Consider the following 19628-nt stretch of genomic DNA (forward strand, 5'->3'; position numbering starts at 1 on the left):
CAATGGGTTACGCCAGGCAGGTTCGGCTTAGGTTCATCTGGGCGCATCAATCTGCGCCGCAGGGATATGGGGTCTGGGAACGCGATCGAGAATGAAGAAAACAGCCGGCCTCCTCCTCCCCCTCTTCGCGGCGCTCGCCTTCGCCGCCCCCGCGCTCGCGCAGAATGACAGCTCGCTCGCGCAATCGGGCGAGCCGCCGCAGCGCACCTCGGTCCTCTACACCTATGGCGACGAACCCTGCCCCGAACCCAAAGGCGACGAGATCGTCGTCTGCGCGCAGCAGCCCGAGACCGAACGCTACCGCGTGCCCAAGGAACTGCGCGAAGAGCTGAAGGAAGATGTTCCCGCCGGCGGCGGCAGCTGGGCCTCGGCCGTCGACGGCTATACCAATGGCGCCGCGGCAGCGAGCCGCCCGAATAGCTGCTCGCCCGTCGGCAGCTACGGCTTCACCGGCTGCGCCGCCGCGGCGATGCGCGAATGGTTCGAGGCGCGCCGCGCGCCCTGACGCATGGCGCCCTGCGACGCGTGAGGACCCGGCGCCCGGCGCTCCCGATCGAACTCGGCTCGTCGCATATACCCCGCACGGGGTATGCCGCCTTCGTAAATCGCTGATATCCGGCCCGTCAGAGGGATTTGATTGTGTGGGGGCAATCGAAAACCGGGCGCGGTCACACCCGTGGCGCTCGCGTCTGGCTGGGGGATATCGGCGGCTAGCGACCCGCCGTCGGTATCCTTTCCCCGCCGCCTACCGCGCCGCCCTTAACGCAGCAACCGGTTCACCAGCGCGGTCAGTTCGGCTTCGCGCCCGACATCGCTCTTGCGCAGGATCGACTTGATCTGCGTGCCCAGCGTCTGCGCGCTCGTGCCGCGCCCGGCCGCGATGTCCTCACGCGCTTCGCCGTTCGCCAGGCGCAGCGCGATCTCGGATTCGGCTTCGGTCAGGCCCAGCGCCGCGCGCAGCGGCACGGTCCGCATCGCGGGAATGTCCGCAGCGCACCGTGCGACAACCAGCACCCGCGGGTCAAAGCCGAAATCCCATTCGCGCCGCGGCAGGCGGAAGATTTCACACAGCAGCCCCCCGCCGCCCTCAAGCTGTGACCCGATCCAGTGCTGCTGCATCGCCTCCCCGTTCAGCGCACGTCCTAGCGCCGCCTGCAACGCCGTATCGGCATCGCGGCGCGCGGCGCCCAGCCGGCCGCGGCGCAGGCGCAGTACCCCGCCGGTGCCCTCACCGACGATCGCCTCGGCGGCCGCCGACAGCGCCGCGACCGCGGCGCGGCGATCGATCAGGAACGCCGCGACGCCGATTGCATCGAAGGCACCGACGGTCATCGCGGCGCCGCGCTGCGCCATCGCCTGCTGCATGCGGACCGCCGCCAGCGCATAGGTCGCGCCCGCCGCGAACAGCTTGCGGTCGCGCTGTCCGGTACGGCCGTCGCGCTCGGAGCGTAGCGACGCCAGCCCCACGAGCAATCCCTCGCCTTCGACCAGTACCGTCTGGCAGCCATGCACACCGTCCCACTTGCGGATATGCTCTTCATAATCGTCGGTGCCGCTGTGCTGGCGCGCGATGTCGTAATGCGCCTCGCTCAAAATCTCCATCGGCCGCCCGCTCGCGGCGACGCGCCAGTTGACCTCGGGCCGCCACCCTTCGATTTCCAGGAACTCGCGTTGATAGGCCGCGTCGATATCGGGCATGAAATTGAACAACGTCGCATCGTCGCCGAGCCCCAGCAACTGCGCCCGCGACGATCCGGTGCGCCGCGCGAACAGGCGCAGCGCCGCGTTCCAGCCGTCCGCTTCGAACGGCGCCGCCAGAAAGGCATTTTCGACCTCGCCCGCTTCGCGGGCGAACAAGCTATCCATGAACGTCGGCCCCCCAGCCTTCGTGCCCGGCTTTTGTACTTCACCGCGTTGCAGCATGAAACCCGGGGCGGCACAAGCGCCTTGCGACGACGTGCTGCCGTGGGCCCAAATCGCAACGCTGCGTTTCCGTGGGACTTGTTGACGCCGTCCCTCGCCTTCGCCTAGCTTCCGCCTCCCCAACAGGAGACTTCTCATGCGCCGTATCGTCCCCCTCGCCGCCCTCGCACTCGCCGTCGTGGCTACCCCGATCGTCCTCGCGCAGGGCGGCTCCGCCCCCGGCGCGCCCGACAAGACGCGCGTCACCGCGGGCACCTACGCCGCCGACGCCGGCCACACGATGGTCGTGTGGGAAGTCGATCACCTCGGCTTCAGCAAATATACCGGCATTTTCGGCGACGTGACCGGCACGCTCGTCATCGATCCGAAGAATCTCGCCGCGGCGAAGGTCGACGTCACGATCCCCGTGTCGAAGGTCACGACCGCCAGCGCCGGCCTGACGAGCCACCTCCTTCGCGCAGGCAAGGACGGCGGCAAGGCCGATTTCTTCGGCGCCGCCCCCGCCGACGCCAAATTCGTCTCGACCAGCGTCGTCCTCGACAGCGACGGCGACGAAGCCAAGGTCACCGGTAATCTGACGCTCAACGGCGTGACCAAGCCCGTCACGCTCGACGTCGACTTCCACGGCGCGGGCATGGGCATGAACAAGAAGGAAACGATCGGTTTCCAGGCCGAAACCACGATCAAGCGCAGCGATTTCGGCGTCTCGATGGGCATTCCCTACGTCAGCGACGCGGTCGAACTCGAAATCCACGCCGCGTTCGAAAAGCAGTAAGGCTCACGCCAATCTGTCACACGCGCCGCGTAAACATGGGGCGGGACCTTCGCGGGTCCCGCCCCTTTTCGTACGGGAGCCGTGTGATGAGCGAACTGGTACGCGAAATTGTCGAAGTGAACGCCTCGATCGACGGCGACGAGGAAAATCCGCTGCTGGTCGTCGAGGTCGAGGGTCTAGCCCCCACCGCCGGCTGGGCCAATATCCGGCTCGACCCGCATGTCTACATCACCCCGCCCGACGACGGCGTGCAGGACTTCGACCTCGTCGGCGATCGCCCGGCAGACGCCGCCGAAGTGCTTTCGGAAGTCGAGGCCGCATGGGAAGGCCCGCTGCAAGACTGGTGCATCGGCGTGCGCATCCACGCGGTCGACAATCTGATCGAGGACGAGGTTTTCGAACCGTGGGACGAAGACGACGACGAGAGCGAAGCCGCCTGATCCCAAGCTTTTTCAGCCCCCTGCACTGCGCCGGACCGCGAAGCCGCTTTGCGGTCCGGCGACATTTTCGGTTCATCGCAGAGCCAGCAAGCGCGGCGTAGCCTCCCCTCATTCAAGGGAGGATCCTCATGCGCACCCTGCTTCTCGCTCTCGCGTTCACCGCCGCCACCCCCGCGATGGCCCAAAATGCGACGAACCCGAACCCCCAGATCGACTATCCCGCGTTCCAGGCGCTCACCGCCAGCGTCGCCCCGGCGCGCGCGACGCGCCTCATCGCCTTCGACGCATTCAAGGCGAAGGCCGCGAAGCCCGAAGCCCTCCTCCTCGACGCCCGCTCGAAAGACGCCTTCGCGCGCGGCCATATCAAGGGCGCGGTCAACCTGCCGCTCACCGACTTCACCGCCGAGAGCCTCGCCGCGGTTGTGGGCGCGAACCCCGACCGCCCCATCCTCATCTATTGCAACAATAATTTCTCGAACCACCGCAGCCCGGTGCCGCTCAAATCGGCGCCGCTCGCGCTCAATATTCAGACCTTCATCAACCTCGTCGGCTATGGCTATCCGAACGTCCTCGAACTCGCTGACGTCGTCGATTTCAACGATCCGAAGGTGGAATGGGTGACGGGCTGAGCCCGCGCGCGACGCAATTTTCGCATTCCCCTCTTGCATCGCGCGACATTTTAAACCAATAGCCTCCCCATGCGCGGCAACGCCCTTCTTCTTCTGCGACTTACACGCCCTTGGGCGTGACACTGGCTGCGCGCTAGTCGCGGCCACCCGCTCAAGGGTCCGATCGACACAGCAGCGCAACCACCAGAAGAAGTTTTCACACCATGACCATGCTCCGCGACCCCTCGGTCAAGTACAGCGCCTTTCCGCAGATTCCCCTCGCGAACCGCGAATGGCCCGGCCGCGTCACTACCAAGGCGCCGATCTGGCTCTCCACCGACATGCGCGACGGCAATCAGGCGCTGATCGACCCTATGGATGCCGAGAAAAAGGCACGCTTCTTCGACCTGCTCGTCCGCATCGGCCTGAAAGAGATCGAAGTCGGCTTCCCCAGCGCCGGCGCGACCGAATTCGACTTCATCTCCGGCCTCGTCCGCGACGGCCGCATCCCTGACGATGTGACGCCCCAAGTCCTCACCCAGAGCCGCGCCGACCTCATCCGCACCAGCTTCGACAGCCTCGCGGGCGCGAAAACTGCGATCGTCCACGTCTACAACGCCGTCAGCCCCGCGTGGCGCAAGATCGTCTTCGGCATGGACATGGCCGACATCAAACAGATCGCCATCGACGGCGCCAAACAACTCCGCGACAATGCCGCACGCCTGCCGCAAACCAACTGGCGCTTCGAATACAGCCCTGAAACCTTCTCGACCGCCGAGCTCGATTTCAGCATCGAGGTCTGCGAAGCAGTGATGCAGATCCTGCAACCCACCACCGACAACCCGATCATCCTCAACCTCCCCGCGACGGTCGAGGCGGCCACGGCGAACATCTACGCCGACCAGATCGAATATTTCGGCAAGAACCTGCCCAACCGCGACCGCGCGCTGATCAGCCTGCACACCCACAACGACCGCGGCACCGGCGTCGCGGCGGCCGAGCTCGGCCTGCTCGCGGGCGCCGACCGCGTCGAGGGCTGCCTGTTCGGCAATGGCGAGCGCACCGGCAACACCTGCCTCGTCACCATCGCGCTCAACATGTACACGCAGGGCGTCGATCCCGAACTCGACTTCTCGAACATCGACGAGGTCATCCAGACGGTCGAATATTGCAACCAGCTCCCCGTCCACCCGCGCCACCCCTATGGCGGCGAACTCGTCTACACGGCGTTCTCGGGCAGCCATCAGGATGCGATCAAGAAGGGCTTCGCCGCGCGCGAACGCCAGAATGATGAGCGCTGGGAAGTCCCCTACCTGCCCATCGACCCCGCCGACCTCGGCCGCAGCTACGAAGCGGTGATCCGCGTCAACAGCCAGTCGGGCAAGGGCGGCGTCGCATGGGTGCTCGAACAGGACAAGGGCCTGAAACTGCCCAAGAAAATGCAGGCGAGCTTCAGCCATGTCGTGCAGGCGCTCGCGGACGAGACGAGCCGCGAACTCGGCGCCGAGGACATCTGGGGCGCCTTCGACCACGCCTATCTGGTGACCGAGGGCAAGCGCTTCCAGCTCGTCGACTGGTCCGAAAGCCATGCCGGCACCGACCGCATCTTCGCCGGCAAGCTCACCATCGACGGTGCGACGCGCAGCGTCAGCGGCCGCGGCAACGGCCTGATGAGCAGCGTCATCGCCGCGCTCGCGGAGTCAGGCGGCCCGATCATGGACATCGTCGACTATAGCGAGCACGCGATCGGCCAGGGCAGCAATGTGCAGGCTGCGGCCTATGTCGAATGCCGCACCGCGGACGGGAAGAGCCTGTTCGGCTGCGGGCTCGATACCGACGTCGCGACGGCGAGTGTGCGGGCGATCCTTTCGGCCGCCAACGGCGCGTAGAAATCGGCCCCTTCACCGTTTCGCGGTGGTGGAGGCCCGCGCGACCGACACGCCGACGCGGATCATAAGGTCGCGCAGGCGGTCTTCATCTTCGTCGCGGTCGGTCTCGATCGCCGCCCGCCCGCTCACCCGGGAGATCGCCTGCACCAAAGCCGCACCGCCGGGCAGCCATTCCCCCGTGGCGCCTTACAATGTCCCCTCCGTGTCCCCATATGAGGACCATCGCGGCACGCGTTCTTGTAGGCCCCCGCGACTGAGAGACTTGCGCGCTCCCGCTTACAAGGAGGAGCCGCGCGCCATGAATTCCGAAACCAGCCCCGCCGACCCGGCCGTCATCGACGAGAGCACGGTTCCCGCCAAGACGCGATCGAACAGCTTCTTCCGCCAGAAGCGGACCCCGCTGCCGCACGACGACGCGCGGCGACAGGGCGATATCAGCCAGCTCGCTTTCCTGACGATGGGCGGGCGCGATCCCGCGATCGCCTTCCTCAATAGTGAGAACGCCGAACTCGGCGGCCGCCCGCTCGCCGTCGCGACCGCCAGCGACACCGGCTATGAGCAGGTCGCGACCGCGATCCGCGCTTGGGCGCGCGATCCGGGCTTCGAATGAGCCGCGCGATGAACCTGACGCTCCCCGAGAGCGAGGTAAAGCAAATCTGCCTGTTGCAAGGCGTCAGCATCAGCGCGATCGAGCCGCTGCAATCGGGCGGCACCCGCCTCGTCTGCACCACACCCGCCGGCGCCGAGGAAATGCGCCTGCGCCTGCGCGGTCATATCATCGACGGCGCGGTCACACGCCACCGCTTCTACCGCCCGCCAGGCGCGCCGGGCGGTTATTAACCCGCCTCCAGAGCAACCTTCGTCCGATCCCCCCGTTTCTCCATCAGCCGGGGTGGCCAAAAACGGAGACTGCCATGAAGCGCGAAGACACCGACGCCACCCATATCCTGACGAAGGACCATCGCGAGGTCGAGGCGCTGTTCGCCAGCTTCGAGAAAGCCGGCGGCGCCAAGGAAAAGGGCCGCATCGCCGACCAGATCTGCACCGAACTCAAGATCCACGCCCAGATTGAGGAGGAGGTCTTCTACCCCGCGCTCAAGGGCAAGATCGACGACGACCTGTTGAAGGAAGCCTATGTCGAGCATGACGGCGCAAAGCTTCTGATCAACGAGATCGTCGCCTCCAGCCCCGACGACGAATTTTTCGATTCCAAGGTCACCGTGCTCAAGGAAGAGATCGAGCATCATGTGAAAGAGGAAGAGAAAGAGCACGACAATATGTTCCAGCAAGCACGCGCTGCCGACGTCGATCTCGACGCGCTCGGCGAACAGATGCTGGCCCGGAAAGAAGAGCTGAAGGCGCAGGCGAAATCCACCGGCCTGCCGCCCGCACAAACGACGACGATGTAATTATCTCGTCGGGGCGATGGCGCGATTGTCTCACGCGTCATCGCCCGACTTACGTATGATCATCCAAGAGTAAGACGGTAGCTGCGAGCGACCGTAATCACATTACGCCTCGTCCCGCTTCGCCCGGCGGCGCCGCGACAGGACCAGCCCGGCAACCCCCAGGCTGAAAAGGCCGAGCATTCCCGGCTCGGACACCGGCGTCGCGCCGCCGCCGGTCAAGCTGTCGCCGCCACTCGAACTGCCGCTGGGCGGCGACGTCGCATAACCGCCCTTGAACGTCCCGATATGCATCTCGCCATTCTGCTTGAGGTTACCGAACACCGCCGACCCCTGAATGTAATTGCGCGTCTCGGCATCGGCGAGTGGCGCGAGCACCGATCCGCCCCACGCGGTGGTCAGCTTCAAATCCTCGGCTTCGGGAAAATTCCAGATCACCCGTTCGCCGAGGTTGTTGGTGCCGCCGAGAAAATTGTCGTTGAGGTTGATCGACCTGCCGCTGACGTTGACGATCGCGGTGTCGGCGCCGTTCAGGTTGAACTGGATCTCGCCGATCTTGTCGAGGTCGGCCGCGGTGATGTTGAAGACCGCCAGCCCCTGCGCATTCGGCTGCGCAGTGAAAGTACCGCGGTTGCCCTGCACCGTCAGCTGGCTGTTGGACTTGAGCGTGCCCATCTCGAACGACAGGCTCCCCATGCTGCTCTTAAGCTCGGTCTTCTGCTGCTGAAGCCCCAACCCAAATGCGGGATCGCTCCGATCGAGGTTCGAGATGACGCTGTTCTGGTTGACGTTGGTGTTGTTGATCATACCGCCGACCTTCACCGTCTGGTTCGGACCATTGAGGTTGAAACCGCTGGTCACATTGCCGCCGACGACCGCGCCTGAGCCATTGTTGAGATTCTTGTGGCCACCATTGACGTTACCAACCACGGTCAGTCCGGGCTGGCCGTTCGGCGACGTCGTTGCGCGGATGCCATAGTTCGAAGAATTGCCGACAAGATTGCCCCCGACGAAGGTCCGGCCCTCGACTTCCGAAGAGGAGTCGAGGTTGCCGAGCACGACGAGGTTCCACTCGCGCAGCGCGTCGATACCGGTGATCGCCTTGCTTTGCGCCAGAGCGGGCATGGCCAGAGCGGTCGCCATGATCGCGGCGGGGAACAGGATACGGATCGGAAAGGCCACAGGTTTATCGTCCAGTTTCAATAAGAAGGCGCGGGCGCCCCTTAGGGCGTTCGTCGTGCGGCTTACACCGAAGTGCGACGGACCGTTGTCCCGTTCCGGAACAGCGGCCCGAAAGCGTCGCGCAGCCGTGCCAAAATCGCGGCGGACGTGGCCTTAACCGATGGAAAGGAAGCCGGTTACCGTCAGCCGCCCGGCGCCGGGGTCAGCCGGCAGCGCATTATCTGGCGAGATCGCACCGCTGTGGAGATTCCAACTGCGGTAAAGGAGAGCACGATTATAGCGCGCCGGCTTGGTGCAGATGCATTCAAACAGCGGCGTATCGCCCAGAACATACTCGGGTGGCGGCACACCGCCGTGACGGATTTCAATGTCGAGATGCCGAAAGAACAGGTCGCGCCGCATTTCATCCACCGTCTCGAAGCCTGTCGAGCGGTGGCGAAAGAAGGCGGTGCCATCGCCGTCTTCGGGCGACAGATAATGGACAAGCGCGATGCGATCCTCGGTGAAGGCGTCGATATGCGGCAGGCGCTGCGGGATGGTCAGGTCAGGCGCCGGTGTCGAGACGATCGAAAAGCTCGCATCGACCACGGTGATCGGCCCGGTTCTTCCAAACGCTTTAGCGGCGGCCGCAATGATGGGGAGCTGCGTCGCGAGATAGGCGGCGGGCAACGCCGCCCGCACCCCCGGAAAATGGTTAAGTGCCGGGGTAAAGTCCGCCGCCTGTGCGAAGCTCCGTAAGCGATCGGGATCGGGCGCGAAATCGTCGAGGATGACGAGCGGCTGCGCCTCGGTCCCGATCGTCTCGATACGAACCGACGTCATTCGGCGCATGCCGCGGCGCGCGCGAGCAGGAAGTCGCGCTCGCGCTCGTTACTCGACAGCGCCGCTGCTGCCTCGAACTGAACCCTCGCCTCGCCCGGCCGCCCGGCGCGAAACAGGAAATCGCCGCGCGCGGCGGGCAGCGGCGCATAATTGCGCAGTGCCGCCTCCCCGGCGATCGCGTCGACCAGCCGCAACCCCGCTTCGGGGCCGAACGCCATGCTGTACGCGACCGCACGATTGAGCTCGACCACCGGCGACGGCATCACCTGCCCTAGCCGGTCGTAGAGCGCAGCGATACGCTGCCAGTCGGTTGCCTCCGCCGAGCGCGCCCGCGCATGACATGCCGCGAGCGCCGCCTGCAATACATAGGCTCCATCCGATCCGCCCAGTTTCTCGGCCCGATCAAGCGCATTCAACCCGCGGCGGATCAGCAACTGGTCCCAACGCGCCCGGTTCTGTTCGGTCAGCGGGACGAACCGCCCGTCGGGTCCCGCCCTCGCCGTCAGCCGCGACGCCTGAATTTCCATCAGCGCGAGCAAACCCAGCACCTCGGGCTGCTCGGGCATTAATCCGGCGAGGATGCGCCCCAGCCGCTGCGCCTCGCTGCACAGCAGCGGTCGGACGAGCGATGCCCCTGCGGTCGCGGCATAGCCTTCGTTGAAGATCAGATAGACGACCTCGAGCACCGACCCCAGGCGCGCCTGAAGTTCGGCCCCGCGCGGAACCTCGAACTGGGCTCCCGCCTTGGCGATCGCCTTCTTGGCGCGCGTGATCCGCGCCGCAATCGTCGCTTCGTTCGACAGGAACGCGCGCGCAATCTCCTCGACCGTCAACCCGCCGACCAGCCGCAGCGTCAGCGCTGCGCGTGCCTCGGGCGAAATCACCGGATGGCAGGCGGCGAAGATCAGCCCGAGCAGTTCGTCGCCCAGCGGATCGTCGAGCGCCGCCTCGATGGCCTCCGCGCTCATATCGCGCTCCTCATCGAGTTCGCGGGCGATTTCGGCATGTTTCCGCTCCCGCATCGCATGGTGCCGGGCGCCGTCGATCACCCGCCGTTTCGCCGCCGCGGTCAGCCAGGCGCCCGGATTATCGGGCACTCCCGACTTCGGCCATTCGGTCAGCGCGATCAGCAGCGCCTCCTGCGCCAGTTCCTCCGCCCGGTCGACATCGCGCGTCAGCCGGGCGAGCGCGGCAATCAACCGCGCCCGCTCGATCCGGAACACCGCTTCGATCGCACGGTGGGTTTCGTCGGCCGCCATGCCTGCCTTCTCGGGCAACAGAGCAGGAGAGGCAAGCATGCGACCGGTACGACTTATTCGCCGGCGAGCCTTTCGCGCAGCTTCTGTTCTTGCTCGGCGAGTTCGGGCGTCAACGCCTCACCGAAATCCTCCATTTCATAGAAAGGACGGATTTCGAGTTCGCTGGGCCCCGGCATCGGGTTCGGACAGCGCTTCGCCCACGCGACCGCCTCGTCCATGTCCTTAACCTCCCAGACCCAATAGCCCGCGACGAGCTCGCGCGTCTCGGCGAAGGGGCCGTCGATCACCGTGCGGCTCGCGCCGTCGAACGCGATGCGCTTGCCGGCCGACGAGGGTTTCAACCCGTCACCGTCGACCATCACGCCGGCGTTGACCAGTTCCTCGTTATACTTGCCCATCGCCTCGAACATTTCGGTCATGTCCTCGGTCGGCGGCAGGCCCTTTTCGCTATCCTCGGTCGCTTTGACAAAGACCATTACACGCATCGTCCATCTCCTTTTCGATCGGGCCAACAGCGGCTCCTGCCAACACGACGAACGAGCCGCCGCCAAATCGACACGAGCTGAAAAAAATTTCAGGCGACCTCGGCCAGCGACTGCGGCGTCGAAAAACGCTGCCGATATTCGTGCGGCGACAGGCCGATCAGGCGGTGGAACAATTTGCGGAACGCCGCCGCATCCTCATAACCCACCGACCATGCGATCTGGTCGACCGTCCGCTTGGTAAATTCGAGCAGTTCGCGCGCCTTGCCGACGCGGATATGCTGGACATATTCGACCGGCGTCATTCCCGTCGCCGCCTTGAAGCGCCGCTGGAAGGTGCGCTCCTCCATCCCCGCCTCGCCCGCCATCTCCGCCACCGCGACCGGCCCGGCGCCTCGCGCCTGCAGCCAGTGCTGCACCTTCAATATCGCCTCGTCGCCGTGCGTCAGCTTCGGCGCAAAGCTCGCATAATGTTTCTGCTCGCGCCCCGACGGATCGATCAACAGGAAGCGCGCGGTCTCCATCATCACCGTCGGCCCCAGTAAGCGTTCGACGATCCGCAGCCCCAGGTCGGTCCACGCCATCAGCCCGCCCGCGGTGACGATGTCGCCATCGTCGATCACCATCCGGTCGGCCTCCATCCTTACGTCGGGAAAGCGGCTGCGAAACTCCTCGGCGAAGAACCAGTGCGTCGTCGCCGGCCGGCCGCTGAGCAATCCCGTCGCCGCCAGCGCAAACGCCCCGCCGCAGTTCGACGCCAGCACCGCGCCCTGCGCGTGCCGGTCGAGCAGCCAGCGTGCATACGGCTCGACCTCGCCGGGCTCGAGCAATTTGTGCAAGCTGCCCGGCGCGATCAGCACCGCAGGGGAATTGGCGGCCTGTTCCTCGGCATGACTGTCATAACAGCGGGCAAATCCCCCGCCCTCTTGCAGCCGCCAATGGCTGACGCGGATCGGGCTGCGGCCATGATCGACCGCGAAACGGCCCGCGACATGAAACAGGTCGGTGATGCCGTGAACCATCCCGGTCTGGCAGTCGGGGTAAAGCATCATCCCGACCTCGACCAACGCGGGCGGGGCGTCCGGCACCTTCAACTTGGGCATATCGGCTCCTTTGTCGGAATCGACCCGCATAATGTCGCGTCCGCCAATCCCGCGCAAGATCGTCCCGGCCTATTTCCAGATCACCGGGACGGACACCCCGCCCTTCTCGAAACGAAAGGAACCATATCATGACCACCATCACCACCAAGGACGGCACGAACATCTTCTTCAAGGACTGGGGTCCGAAGGACGCCCAGCCCATCGTCTTCTCGCACGGCTGGCCGCTCAGCGCCGACGCCTGGGACGCGCAGATGGTCTTCTTCGCCAATCAGGGCTTCCGCACCATCGCCCACGACCGCCGCAGCCACGGCCGTTCGGATCAGGTCTGGGACAACAACAATATGGACCAGTACGCCGACGACCTCGCCGAACTGATCGAACAGCTGGGCCTCAAGGACGTGATCCTCGTCGGCCACTCGACCGGCGGCGGCGAAGTCACCCGCTATATCGGCCGTCACGGCACGAGCCGCGTCGCCAAAGTCGCCCTCATCGGCGCGGTCCCTCCGCTGATGCTCAAGACCGAAGCCAACCCCGGCGGCCTGCCGATCGACGTCTTCGACGGCATCCGCAAGGGCACGTTCGACAACCGCCCGCAATTTTTCAAGGACCTGACGCTGCCCTTCTACGGCTATAACCGCGACGGCGCGGCGGTGTCCGACGCTGTGCGCGACGACTTCGTGCGGCAGGGCATGAACGGCGGTCTCAAGGGCCTGCTCGACAGCATCCGCGCCTTTTCGGAAAGCGACTTCAACGAAGACCTCAAGAAGTTCGACAAGCCCACACTCGTCCTCCACGGCGACGACGACCAGATCGTGCCGATCGGCGCCGCGGCGCTCTCGACCGTCAAGATCGTCAAGCAGGCGGTGCTCAAGGTCTACAAGGGCGGCAGCCACGGCCTCACCGTCACCGAGCAGGACCGCTTCAACGCCGATCTTCTCGACTTCATCAACAGCTGATAAGGAAGAGGCGCGGGCCCCCGACCGCGCCTCCACCTACAAAGGAGACGTGTCATGATCCTCGGTTTGACCATTCCGCAATTCACCGCACTGCATGTCTTGATCAGTTTCGTCGGCATCGGCGCGGGCCTTATCGCCCTCCCCGCCTTCGCCCGCGGCCACATCCTGCCCCGCACCAACGCGATCTTCCTGTGGTTCACTCTGCTCACCAGCCTGACGGGCTTTCTTTTCCCCATCGTTGCTTTCACCCCGGCGCTCGGCACGGGGATCGTCTCGACGCTGGTGCTCGCGGTCGCCTTCTGGGCCTGGTACGGCCGCAAGCTCGCGGGCCGCGCCGCCACCGTCTACGCGATCAGCGCGACCGCGGCGCTCTACCTCAACCTCTTCGTTCTGGTCGTGCAGTCCTTCCTGAAGGTCCCCGCGCTCAACGCGCTGGCCCCGAACGGTACCGAACCCCCGTTCGTTGCGGCACAGGGCGCACTCCTCCTCACCGCGATCCTGTTCGGCACTCTCGCCGTGAAGGCCAGCCGCCGCCCGATCGCAGCCTGACCCATCCCGAAACGACGAAGGGCGGCCTTCACGGGCCGCCCTTGTCACATTCGGTCGAGCCGGGGTGGGCGCCGCCCACCCCGCGCATCTTACATACCGTCGAGGCCCTTGCTGACCAGAATGTTCACCGCAACGCGGCGATTCTGTGCCTTGCCTTCGGGGGTGGTGTTGTCCGCCGCCGGGTCGGCTTCGGCCATCCCGGTGGGAGTCAGCATGCGATAGGGCTTCCAGCCGCATGCCTGCTGAAGATGATTGACGACGCGGCTTGCGCGCTTTTCGCTGAGCACCTGGTTCAGTTCCTGGCTGCCCGTCGAATCGGTGTAGCCAACGACCAGCAGCAGGGCGTTGTCCATCCCGTCGGCCTGGCTTGCCGCGCTGCAGAGATCGGCTTTCGCCTGCTCGGTCAGCACCGCCTTGCCGGTGTCGAAGTTCACGTTCGTCGTGCCCTTGACGTTGTACTGGTCGATATCGCCCACGCGGCTGCGCAGCGCCTCGGTTGCCGCTGTTTGTTCGGCAAAGCGCTGATCGGTGCCAGTATGGATCATCGATGCGGTGCGGAGGTCCTTGTTCTTGAGTTGGACCTGGCTTGCCACCAGTCCGCCATCCCACTGCAGCGTGTCGATGGTAACGGGCAGGCCGTTGAGCAGTTGAGCCGCGCCAAGCTTGTCGCGATCGAGGCCCAGGAAGCCGCCGCTGCTCTTGATCTTGGTGTAGTCGGCGATCGCGACGCTGGTGCTGTTACCGTCGGCGGTCGCGACCTTGATGCGGCCATCGGTGCGCGCGGCGATGATGCCCTCGACCTTCGGACCCTTGGTCATCTGGTCGGGCGAAGGCAGCGTGCCGACAACGGTCGCCATGACTTCGCCATCGTTCGGGGCCTGCTCTTGAGCCGCGAGGCTTCCCGTTGCGGTGCCGGCCAAAAGGGCCAGCGCCAATAGAATTTTCGGACTCTTGGAAACGGCGCCCATATACTTCTCCTTCTAAACAGCCGCCCGCGCAGATGGGCCCGCGTGTTCGCGTGGTCCGTTCTGGGACAAGATTACTCGCGGCGAAGTCAAAAGTTGCGCAGGTCGTCGCACGGACGGTGCGACGAACCGATAAGACCGTGTCGCAAAAGCGTAATTTTTTTATTTTGTAGCTTTTCGAGGGCAAAAATTCGGTGACCCGCGTCCGTCAACGAGACGATCGTCCGCCACGCGCGCTTCGCCCGATACCCGCTTGCGCAACCTTCCGTTTACGTTAAGGTCAGTTGCAAACCGCAACCGGAGAGACTGATTCATGGCCCTTCCCCCGATTTTCGACCGCCTGCGCCTGCCCGTGATCGGCTCGCCATTGTTCATCGTTTCGGGACCCGAGCTTGTCATCGCGCAGTGCAAGGCGGGCGTCGTCGGCAGTTTCCCGGCGCTCAATGCCCGCCCGCAATCGCTGCTCGATGAATGGCTGCACCAGATCACCGAGGAACTCGCCGCGTGGGACCGCGCCAATCCCGACCGCTTGTCGGCGCCTTACGCCGTCAACCAGATCGTCCATAAATCGAACGACCGGCTGCTCGACGACATTGCGACGTGCGAGAAATGGAAGGTGCCGATCACGATCACCTCGCTCGGCGCACGTGAGGAGCTCAATCAGGCGGTGCACGGCTGGGGCGGCATCACGCTCCACGACATCATCGACGACCGTTTCGCGCGCAAGGCGATCGAAAAAGGCGCCGACGGCCTGATCCCCGTCGCCGCGGGCGCGGGCGGTCATGCCGGCCGCCAATCGCCCTTCGCGCTGGTGCAGGAAATCCGCGAATGGTTCGACGGCCCGATCGCGCTGTCGGGCGCCATCGGCCACGGCCGCTCGGTCCTCGCCGCGCAGGCGTGCGGCGCCGACCTCGCCTATATCGGCAGCGCCTTCATCGCCACCGCCGAAGCCAATGCCGAAGACAGCTACAAAAACGGTATCGTCGAGGGACGCGCCGGCGACATCGTCTATTCGAACCTCTTTACCGGCGTGCACGGCAACTATCTTCGCCAATCGATCGTCGCCGCAGGCATGGATCCCGACAATCTGCCCGAGGGCGATCTCAAGACGATGAATTTCGGCTCGGGCGGCAATACCAAGGTCAAGGCGTGGAAGGATATCTGGGGATCGGGCCAGGGCATCGGCCCAGTCACCGCGGTCCGCCCGGTCGCCGAATATGTCGCCGAACTCGAAGCACAATATTTCGCCGCGCGCCGCGAACTCGAAGCGAAGGTGCGCCTATAAGCCAAGCACCGACGCCGCTTGCTGGGCTGTTCAGCGATGTCTGGTTTGGGGTGGAAAAGAGACTTCCATCGGCTATGCTCACGCAATGGTTGATTTTGCAGAGTGCAAGGTTTCGTTGTGGTTTATCGGAGATACGCTCGACCCTGACGAGTTAGCTCAACGGCTCGGGCAGCCATCCGATTATCAATGTCGCAAGGGTGAGGTCTATCGTTCTAAAGACGGTCAGGAGATGGTGGCACGCACTGGCCGCTTCCAACTAACCACGGGGTGGCGGCCCGGCGAGCCAATGGAACGGTTGATAACGGAACTGCTCGAAAAAGTTCCGGATGACGATTCTGTATGGGAAAGAATTAACACCGAGATGACGAGCGAGATCGTCTGCGGGGCTATTATGGACAGCGTAAACGAAGAAACGGTGCTCTCGGCGGACACCCTTCTGGCGCTTGGCCGTCGTGGTTTGTCGCTCAACCTCGACATATACGACAGCGGCGATGGGCCGATCGCTTCTTCAGACGGCTGAGATTAGGAAAAACCTGCCTCTTTAAAGCGTCCGCAACCGGTCGAAAGTCCGCGTTGCACGCTAAGCACCGAACAGCCTGTCGATCGCCTCGTCGAGATAGGGGCGGTCGACGAACAGCCGCATCGGGTCGCGCCGGTTGAGCCAGAAACCCGCGCCGTGCCGGTCGGTCAGGGCGCGGCGCGTCGTGTCCTGCAACAGGCGCAGGCGCATGGCGGCGGTGCGCCGTGCCATTCGCGGATCGGCCGGTGCGTGAAGCGCGAAATGTGCCCGGATCCGCTCGACCCGCGCCGCGATGACATCGTTATAGCCATGATGCGGCCCGCGGTGCAGCGCGTGACCGGACCGCAGCGCCACCGGCTCGCACGCGGGGAGCAGCAATCCGTTGCGACCGAAATGCTGGAGCGCGAAACCTTCGGCATGCAGTTGCTCGAACATCGCCGCCATTTGCGGGCGCTGGGTCAGGGCGATGGGGATCAGGTGATGGCGCTGGAACCCACTTTGCGGCGGCGGTGCGCCCTGCCATCCCCGCGGCTGCATCAACTATCGCGGCCGAACTCGACGATGACGGTCGACCTGTGGTCCGTGCTGCGCAAAGGCGGCAGCAGTTCAATCCATTCTCCCGCCTCCAGCCCGCGCATTGTCCGCGCATGCTGGACGGGGCCGTTGAGCATCATGTCGAGCGCAAGCCGCGACAGCCGCCGGACCATTTCGGCGACGGTCCAGCCGACGGGTATTCGCGCTTCCAGTTCCTGCCCCGCGAACAGCACCAGCCCCCGTGTTCCCATGCTGGCATCGGCGCCATTTTCGCGGCGCCGGAACGCGACGAGGTGCAGCACCGGCGGCATTCCGCTGGCCAGCATTTCGGCGATCGAAGCACGAAATTGCGGCGCATCCGACCACAGCCGCGCCGGCGACCAGAAGATATGGCTGGCATCGAACAGGTCGATCAGCAGCACCATCATCTTGAAGAATTCGCGCATTCGTGTCGGCTGCACGGTCGATGGCCCCGGCGCCCCATCGCGCTTGGGGTCACGCTCCGGGATAAAGACCCAGCACGCCCCGCTCTCGCGCCATCGTCGTGGCAAGCTGGCCGCAAGCAGGCTGGTCGACGGATGATCGGGATCGGCGAGGTCCAGCGCGGCATCGGCCGCGGGGCCGGCCAGAACCGACACCGCCCCGAACGTCAGACGGAAACGGGGTGCCGCGACCCGCGCGGCCAAATCGGCGCCGTCGCCGTCGACGCGCTCGGGCCGCAGCCCCATGCGGCGTAGCGCGGTTTCGACGGTATCGCTCGAACCGCCCTGCATCGCCGTTCCGACGATCAGGGCAAAGGGTTCCGGTGGAACCGGCAGGATCAGAGCGTCAGGGTTGCCGACATCCATGCTATTGCGCGGCCTTTTTTGGGTCGACCTTGCATTGCAAGACTTACCCCGATGTACAAACGCTTATTGCCCGATGTCGGAAAGTTAACCTAGATCGCCACCTGGCTTCCCAGTTCGACGACGCGATTGGTCGGCAGGCGGAAATATTCCATCGCGCTTTCCGAATTGCGCAGCATCCACGCGAACAGCTTTTCGCGCCAGATCGGCATGCCGGGCTTGCTCGCCGCGATCAGCGTCTGCCGCGACAGGAAAAAGCTGGTTTCGAGCATCTTGAATTCGCCGCCACAACTCGTCACGCGGGTCAGCGCCTCGGGCACGTCGATCGGCTGCATGAAGCCGTAATTGAGCACAAGCCGATGGAACCCCTGCCCCAGATCCTCGAGCAGGCAGAATTTCTCCTCCTGCACGAAAGGCACGTCGGCGATCTTGATCGTGAGCAGGATGATCCGCGCGTGCAGGACCTTGTTGTGCTTGAGGTTGTGCAGCAGCGCGTGCGGCACGCCGTCGCTGCTTGACGTCATGAACACCGCGGTGCCCGGCACGCGCGTCGCGCTGTTCGCCGCCGACTTCACGAATACCGGGATCGGCATCGCGCCTTCGGCCATCTCCTGCTGCATCAGCTTGCGACCGCGCGACCAGGTGGTGAGCAAGGTGAAGATGATGAGCCCGATCGCGAGCGGCACCCAGCCGCCATCGGGCACCTTGATCAGGTTCGCGCCGAAATACGCGATGTCGACGATGAAAAAGACCGCGAGCACCGGCAGCGCCTTCCACGCCGGCCATTTCCACAATGTGAAGAGCACGACGCTGAGCAGGCAGGTGTCGATGAACATCGCCCCCGTCACCGCGATGCCATAGGCCGCGGCCAGGTTGCTCGACGATCCGAAGAAGAGCACGAGGATGATCACCATCACCATCAGCCCCCAATTGACCATCGGGATATAAATCTGTCCCTGCGCTGAAGCACTCGTATGCTCGACGCGCAGACGCGGCATGAAGCCGAGCTGGATCGCCTGCTGGGTCAGCGAGAAGGCGCCCGAAATCACCGCCTGGCTGGCGATGATCGTCGCGAGGATCGCGAGGATGACGACGGGCACCTGCCACGCCTCGGGCATCATCTGGAAGAAGGGGTCGGCGATCAGGTCGCTTCGCGGTCCCATGTCCGCCTCGAGCACCATCGCGCCCTGCCCCATATAATTGAGCATCAGCGCCGGCAGCACGAAGGTCAGCCAGCTAAGCCCGATCGGCCCGCGCCCGAAATGCCCCATATCGGCATAAAGCGCCTCGGCCCCCGTCACCGCCAGCACGACCGCTCCGAGCGCGATGAAGGCGGTGAAACCATCGACGTAGAAAAAGCGCAGCGCGTTCACCGGATTCAGCGTCTCGACGATGATCCCCGGATGATCGACGATATGGATCATGCCGAGGATCGCCAGCATCGTGAAATAAGCGAGCATGATCGGCCCGAACAGCATCCCGACCTTCGCCGTCCCGCGCGCCTGGATCGCGAACAGCCCGATGAGGATCGCGAGCGCGATCGGCACGATATAGGGCTCGAACCCCTTGTTGACGTAGGTCAGCCCCTCGGTCGCCGAGAGCACCGACATCGCCGGGGTGATCATGCTGTCGCCATAGAAAAGCGCGGTCGCGAACACCCCGAGCAGGATGATCGGCCATGTCCAGCGCTTCTCGCCCGACGACCGGCTGATCAGCGCGAGCAGCGCCAGGCTGCCCCCCTCGCCCTTATTGTCGGCCTTCATGATCGTGAGCACATATTTGAAGGTGACGACAAGCATCATCGACCAGAAGACGAGGCTGAGCACGCCATAGATGTGCAGCCGGTCGGCCTCGATCGGATGATGCCCGGCAAAGGTTTCGCGGAACGCGTAGAGCGGGCTGGTCCCGATGTCGCCGAACACGACACCGATCGCGCCGACGGCAAGCTTCAGCTTGCCATCGCTGTGATGCCCATGCCCGTAATGGGCCGTTTCGGCGCCGGCAGTCGCGGCGCCCGCGGCGCCGCCCGCCGCCTGTTGCGACTCAGCAGTCATTGCGGGCCTTTAGACGAGCCTGAGCCTTTGT

At 64.8% G+C, this 19628-nt stretch carries 22 protein-coding genes and 1 pseudogene; 12 read left to right on the forward strand and 11 right to left on the reverse strand.

Annotation, left to right across the window (positions count from 1 at the left end; genetic code table 11):
- Positions 1 to 91: 91 nt before the first annotated feature.
- Entirely contained in the window at positions 92 to 505 is a 414-nt protein-coding gene (locus tag ASD73_RS07330) for a hypothetical protein (protein ID WP_056371080.1), read from the forward strand.
- 254 nt (positions 506 to 759) lie between these two features.
- On the opposite strand, the gene ASD73_RS07335 is transcribed toward ASD73_RS07330, so the two are convergent.
- On the reverse strand, positions 760 to 1866 hold the full coding sequence (locus ASD73_RS07335) for a helix-turn-helix transcriptional regulator (RefSeq protein WP_082521425.1): 1107 nt from the start codon (positions 1864 to 1866) through the stop codon (positions 760 to 762).
- A gap of 193 nt (positions 1867 to 2059) precedes the next feature.
- Here ASD73_RS07335 and ASD73_RS07340 point away from each other — a divergent pair, with 193 nt between their 5' ends.
- From ASD73_RS07340 to leuA, 4 genes are all read left to right on the forward strand, one after another.
- A complete protein-coding gene (locus ASD73_RS07340; protein WP_056371082.1) occupies positions 2060 to 2698 on the forward strand; it encodes a YceI family protein in 639 nt (212 codons plus the stop codon).
- A gap of 86 nt (positions 2699 to 2784) precedes the next feature.
- A complete protein-coding gene (locus ASD73_RS07345; RefSeq protein WP_056371084.1) occupies positions 2785 to 3138 on the forward strand; it encodes a hypothetical protein in 354 nt (117 codons plus the stop codon).
- 128 nt (positions 3139 to 3266) lie between these two features.
- Positions 3267 to 3767, forward strand: coding sequence for a rhodanese-like domain-containing protein (locus ASD73_RS07350; protein ID WP_056371086.1), 501 nt, complete (start codon positions 3267 to 3269; stop codon positions 3765 to 3767).
- A gap of 203 nt (positions 3768 to 3970) precedes the next feature.
- A complete protein-coding gene (leuA, locus tag ASD73_RS07355; RefSeq protein WP_056371088.1) occupies positions 3971 to 5635 on the forward strand; it encodes a 2-isopropylmalate synthase in 1665 nt (554 codons plus the stop codon).
- A gap of 12 nt (positions 5636 to 5647) precedes the next feature.
- On the opposite strand, the gene ASD73_RS22740 is transcribed toward leuA, so the two are convergent.
- Positions 5648 to 5785 (reverse strand): hypothetical protein, encoded by a 138-nt coding sequence (locus ASD73_RS22740; protein ID WP_156377328.1) that lies wholly within the window; start codon positions 5783 to 5785, stop codon positions 5648 to 5650.
- A gap of 148 nt (positions 5786 to 5933) precedes the next feature.
- Here ASD73_RS22740 and ASD73_RS07360 point away from each other — a divergent pair, with 148 nt between their 5' ends.
- The 3 genes from ASD73_RS07360 to ASD73_RS07370 all read left to right on the forward strand — a co-directional run bounded on the left by ASD73_RS07360 (position 5934) and on the right by ASD73_RS07370 (position 7044).
- Positions 5934 to 6245 carry a hypothetical protein gene (locus ASD73_RS07360; protein WP_056371090.1) on the forward strand — a complete coding sequence of 104 codons (312 nt, stop codon included), beginning with the start codon at positions 5934 to 5936 and terminating at the stop codon, positions 6243 to 6245.
- An 8-nt stretch (positions 6246 to 6253) separates the two neighbouring features.
- Positions 6254 to 6475 carry a hypothetical protein gene (locus ASD73_RS07365; protein WP_235534229.1) on the forward strand — a complete coding sequence of 74 codons (222 nt, stop codon included), beginning with the start codon at positions 6254 to 6256 and terminating at the stop codon, positions 6473 to 6475.
- 74 nt (positions 6476 to 6549) lie between these two features.
- A complete protein-coding gene (locus ASD73_RS07370) occupies positions 6550 to 7044 on the forward strand; it encodes a hemerythrin domain-containing protein (RefSeq protein WP_056371094.1) in 495 nt (164 codons plus the stop codon).
- A gap of 102 nt (positions 7045 to 7146) precedes the next feature.
- Here ASD73_RS07370 and ASD73_RS07375 read toward each other — a convergent pair whose 3' ends face one another.
- The 5 genes and pseudogenes from ASD73_RS07375 to ASD73_RS07395 all read right to left on the reverse strand — a co-directional run bounded on the left by ASD73_RS07375 (position 7147) and on the right by ASD73_RS07395 (position 11889).
- Entirely contained in the window at positions 7147 to 8184 is a 1038-nt protein-coding gene (locus ASD73_RS07375; protein WP_056373333.1) for a choice-of-anchor A family protein, read from the reverse strand.
- A 192-nt stretch (positions 8185 to 8376) separates the two neighbouring features.
- A complete protein-coding gene (locus ASD73_RS07380) occupies positions 8377 to 9045 on the reverse strand; it encodes a DUF6445 family protein (RefSeq protein WP_200934909.1) in 669 nt (222 codons plus the stop codon).
- Positions 9042 to 10304, reverse strand: coding sequence for an RNA polymerase sigma factor (locus tag ASD73_RS07385; RefSeq protein ID WP_056371098.1), 1263 nt, complete (start codon positions 10302 to 10304; stop codon positions 9042 to 9044). Before ASD73_RS07385 ends, ASD73_RS07380 begins: the two co-directional genes overlap by 4 nt.
- 134 nt (positions 10305 to 10438) lie before the next feature.
- Positions 10439 to 10789: pseudogene (locus ASD73_RS07390) on the reverse strand (YciI family protein); the annotation flags it as partial.
- 89 nt (positions 10790 to 10878) lie between these two features.
- Positions 10879 to 11889, reverse strand: a complete 1011-nt coding sequence (locus tag ASD73_RS07395; RefSeq protein ID WP_056373334.1) for a GlxA family transcriptional regulator — start codon at positions 11887 to 11889, stop codon at positions 10879 to 10881.
- A 128-nt stretch (positions 11890 to 12017) separates the two neighbouring features.
- Here ASD73_RS07395 and ASD73_RS07400 point away from each other — a divergent pair, with 128 nt between their 5' ends.
- Both ASD73_RS07400 and ASD73_RS07405 read left to right on the forward strand, forming a co-directional pair.
- Entirely contained in the window at positions 12018 to 12845 is an 828-nt protein-coding gene (locus tag ASD73_RS07400) for an alpha/beta fold hydrolase (RefSeq protein ID WP_056371102.1), read from the forward strand.
- 54 nt (positions 12846 to 12899) lie between these two features.
- Complete coding sequence (locus ASD73_RS07405) at positions 12900 to 13394, forward strand: hypothetical protein (RefSeq protein WP_056371104.1); 495 nt, start codon at positions 12900 to 12902, stop codon at positions 13392 to 13394.
- Positions 13395 to 13483: 89 nt separating this feature from the next.
- Here the strand turns inward: ASD73_RS07405 and ASD73_RS07410 are convergent, their stop codons facing one another.
- Positions 13484 to 14362 (reverse strand): OmpA family protein, encoded by an 879-nt coding sequence (locus ASD73_RS07410; RefSeq protein WP_056371107.1) that lies wholly within the window; start codon positions 14360 to 14362, stop codon positions 13484 to 13486.
- 310 nt (positions 14363 to 14672) lie between these two features.
- On the opposite strand from ASD73_RS07410, the gene ASD73_RS07415 reads away from it, so the two are divergent.
- Positions 14673 to 15644, forward strand: a complete 972-nt coding sequence (locus ASD73_RS07415) for an NAD(P)H-dependent flavin oxidoreductase (protein ID WP_056371109.1) — start codon at positions 14673 to 14675, stop codon at positions 15642 to 15644.
- Positions 15645 to 15729: 85 nt separating this feature from the next.
- On the forward strand, positions 15730 to 16164 hold the full coding sequence (locus tag ASD73_RS07420; RefSeq protein WP_056371111.1) for a DUF4279 domain-containing protein: 435 nt from the start codon (positions 15730 to 15732) through the stop codon (positions 16162 to 16164).
- Positions 16165 to 16224: 60 nt separating this feature from the next.
- Here ASD73_RS07420 and ASD73_RS07425 read toward each other — a convergent pair whose 3' ends face one another.
- From ASD73_RS07425 to ASD73_RS07435, 3 genes are all read right to left on the reverse strand, one after another.
- Positions 16225 to 16701 carry an AHH domain-containing protein gene (locus ASD73_RS07425; RefSeq protein WP_056371113.1) on the reverse strand — a complete coding sequence of 159 codons (477 nt, stop codon included), beginning with the start codon at positions 16699 to 16701 and terminating at the stop codon, positions 16225 to 16227.
- A complete protein-coding gene (locus ASD73_RS07430; RefSeq protein ID WP_056371115.1) occupies positions 16701 to 17546 on the reverse strand; it encodes a hypothetical protein in 846 nt (281 codons plus the stop codon). The genes ASD73_RS07425 and ASD73_RS07430 overlap by 1 nt, the downstream gene beginning before the upstream one ends.
- Positions 17547 to 17635: 89 nt before the next feature.
- Positions 17636 to 19597 (reverse strand): potassium transporter Kup, encoded by a 1962-nt coding sequence (locus ASD73_RS07435; protein ID WP_056371117.1) that lies wholly within the window; start codon positions 19595 to 19597, stop codon positions 17636 to 17638.
- Positions 19598 to 19628: the final 31 nt, after the last annotated feature.

The organism is Sphingopyxis sp. Root154, from assembly GCF_001427105.1.
Classification (GTDB): domain Bacteria; phylum Pseudomonadota; class Alphaproteobacteria; order Sphingomonadales; family Sphingomonadaceae; genus Sphingopyxis.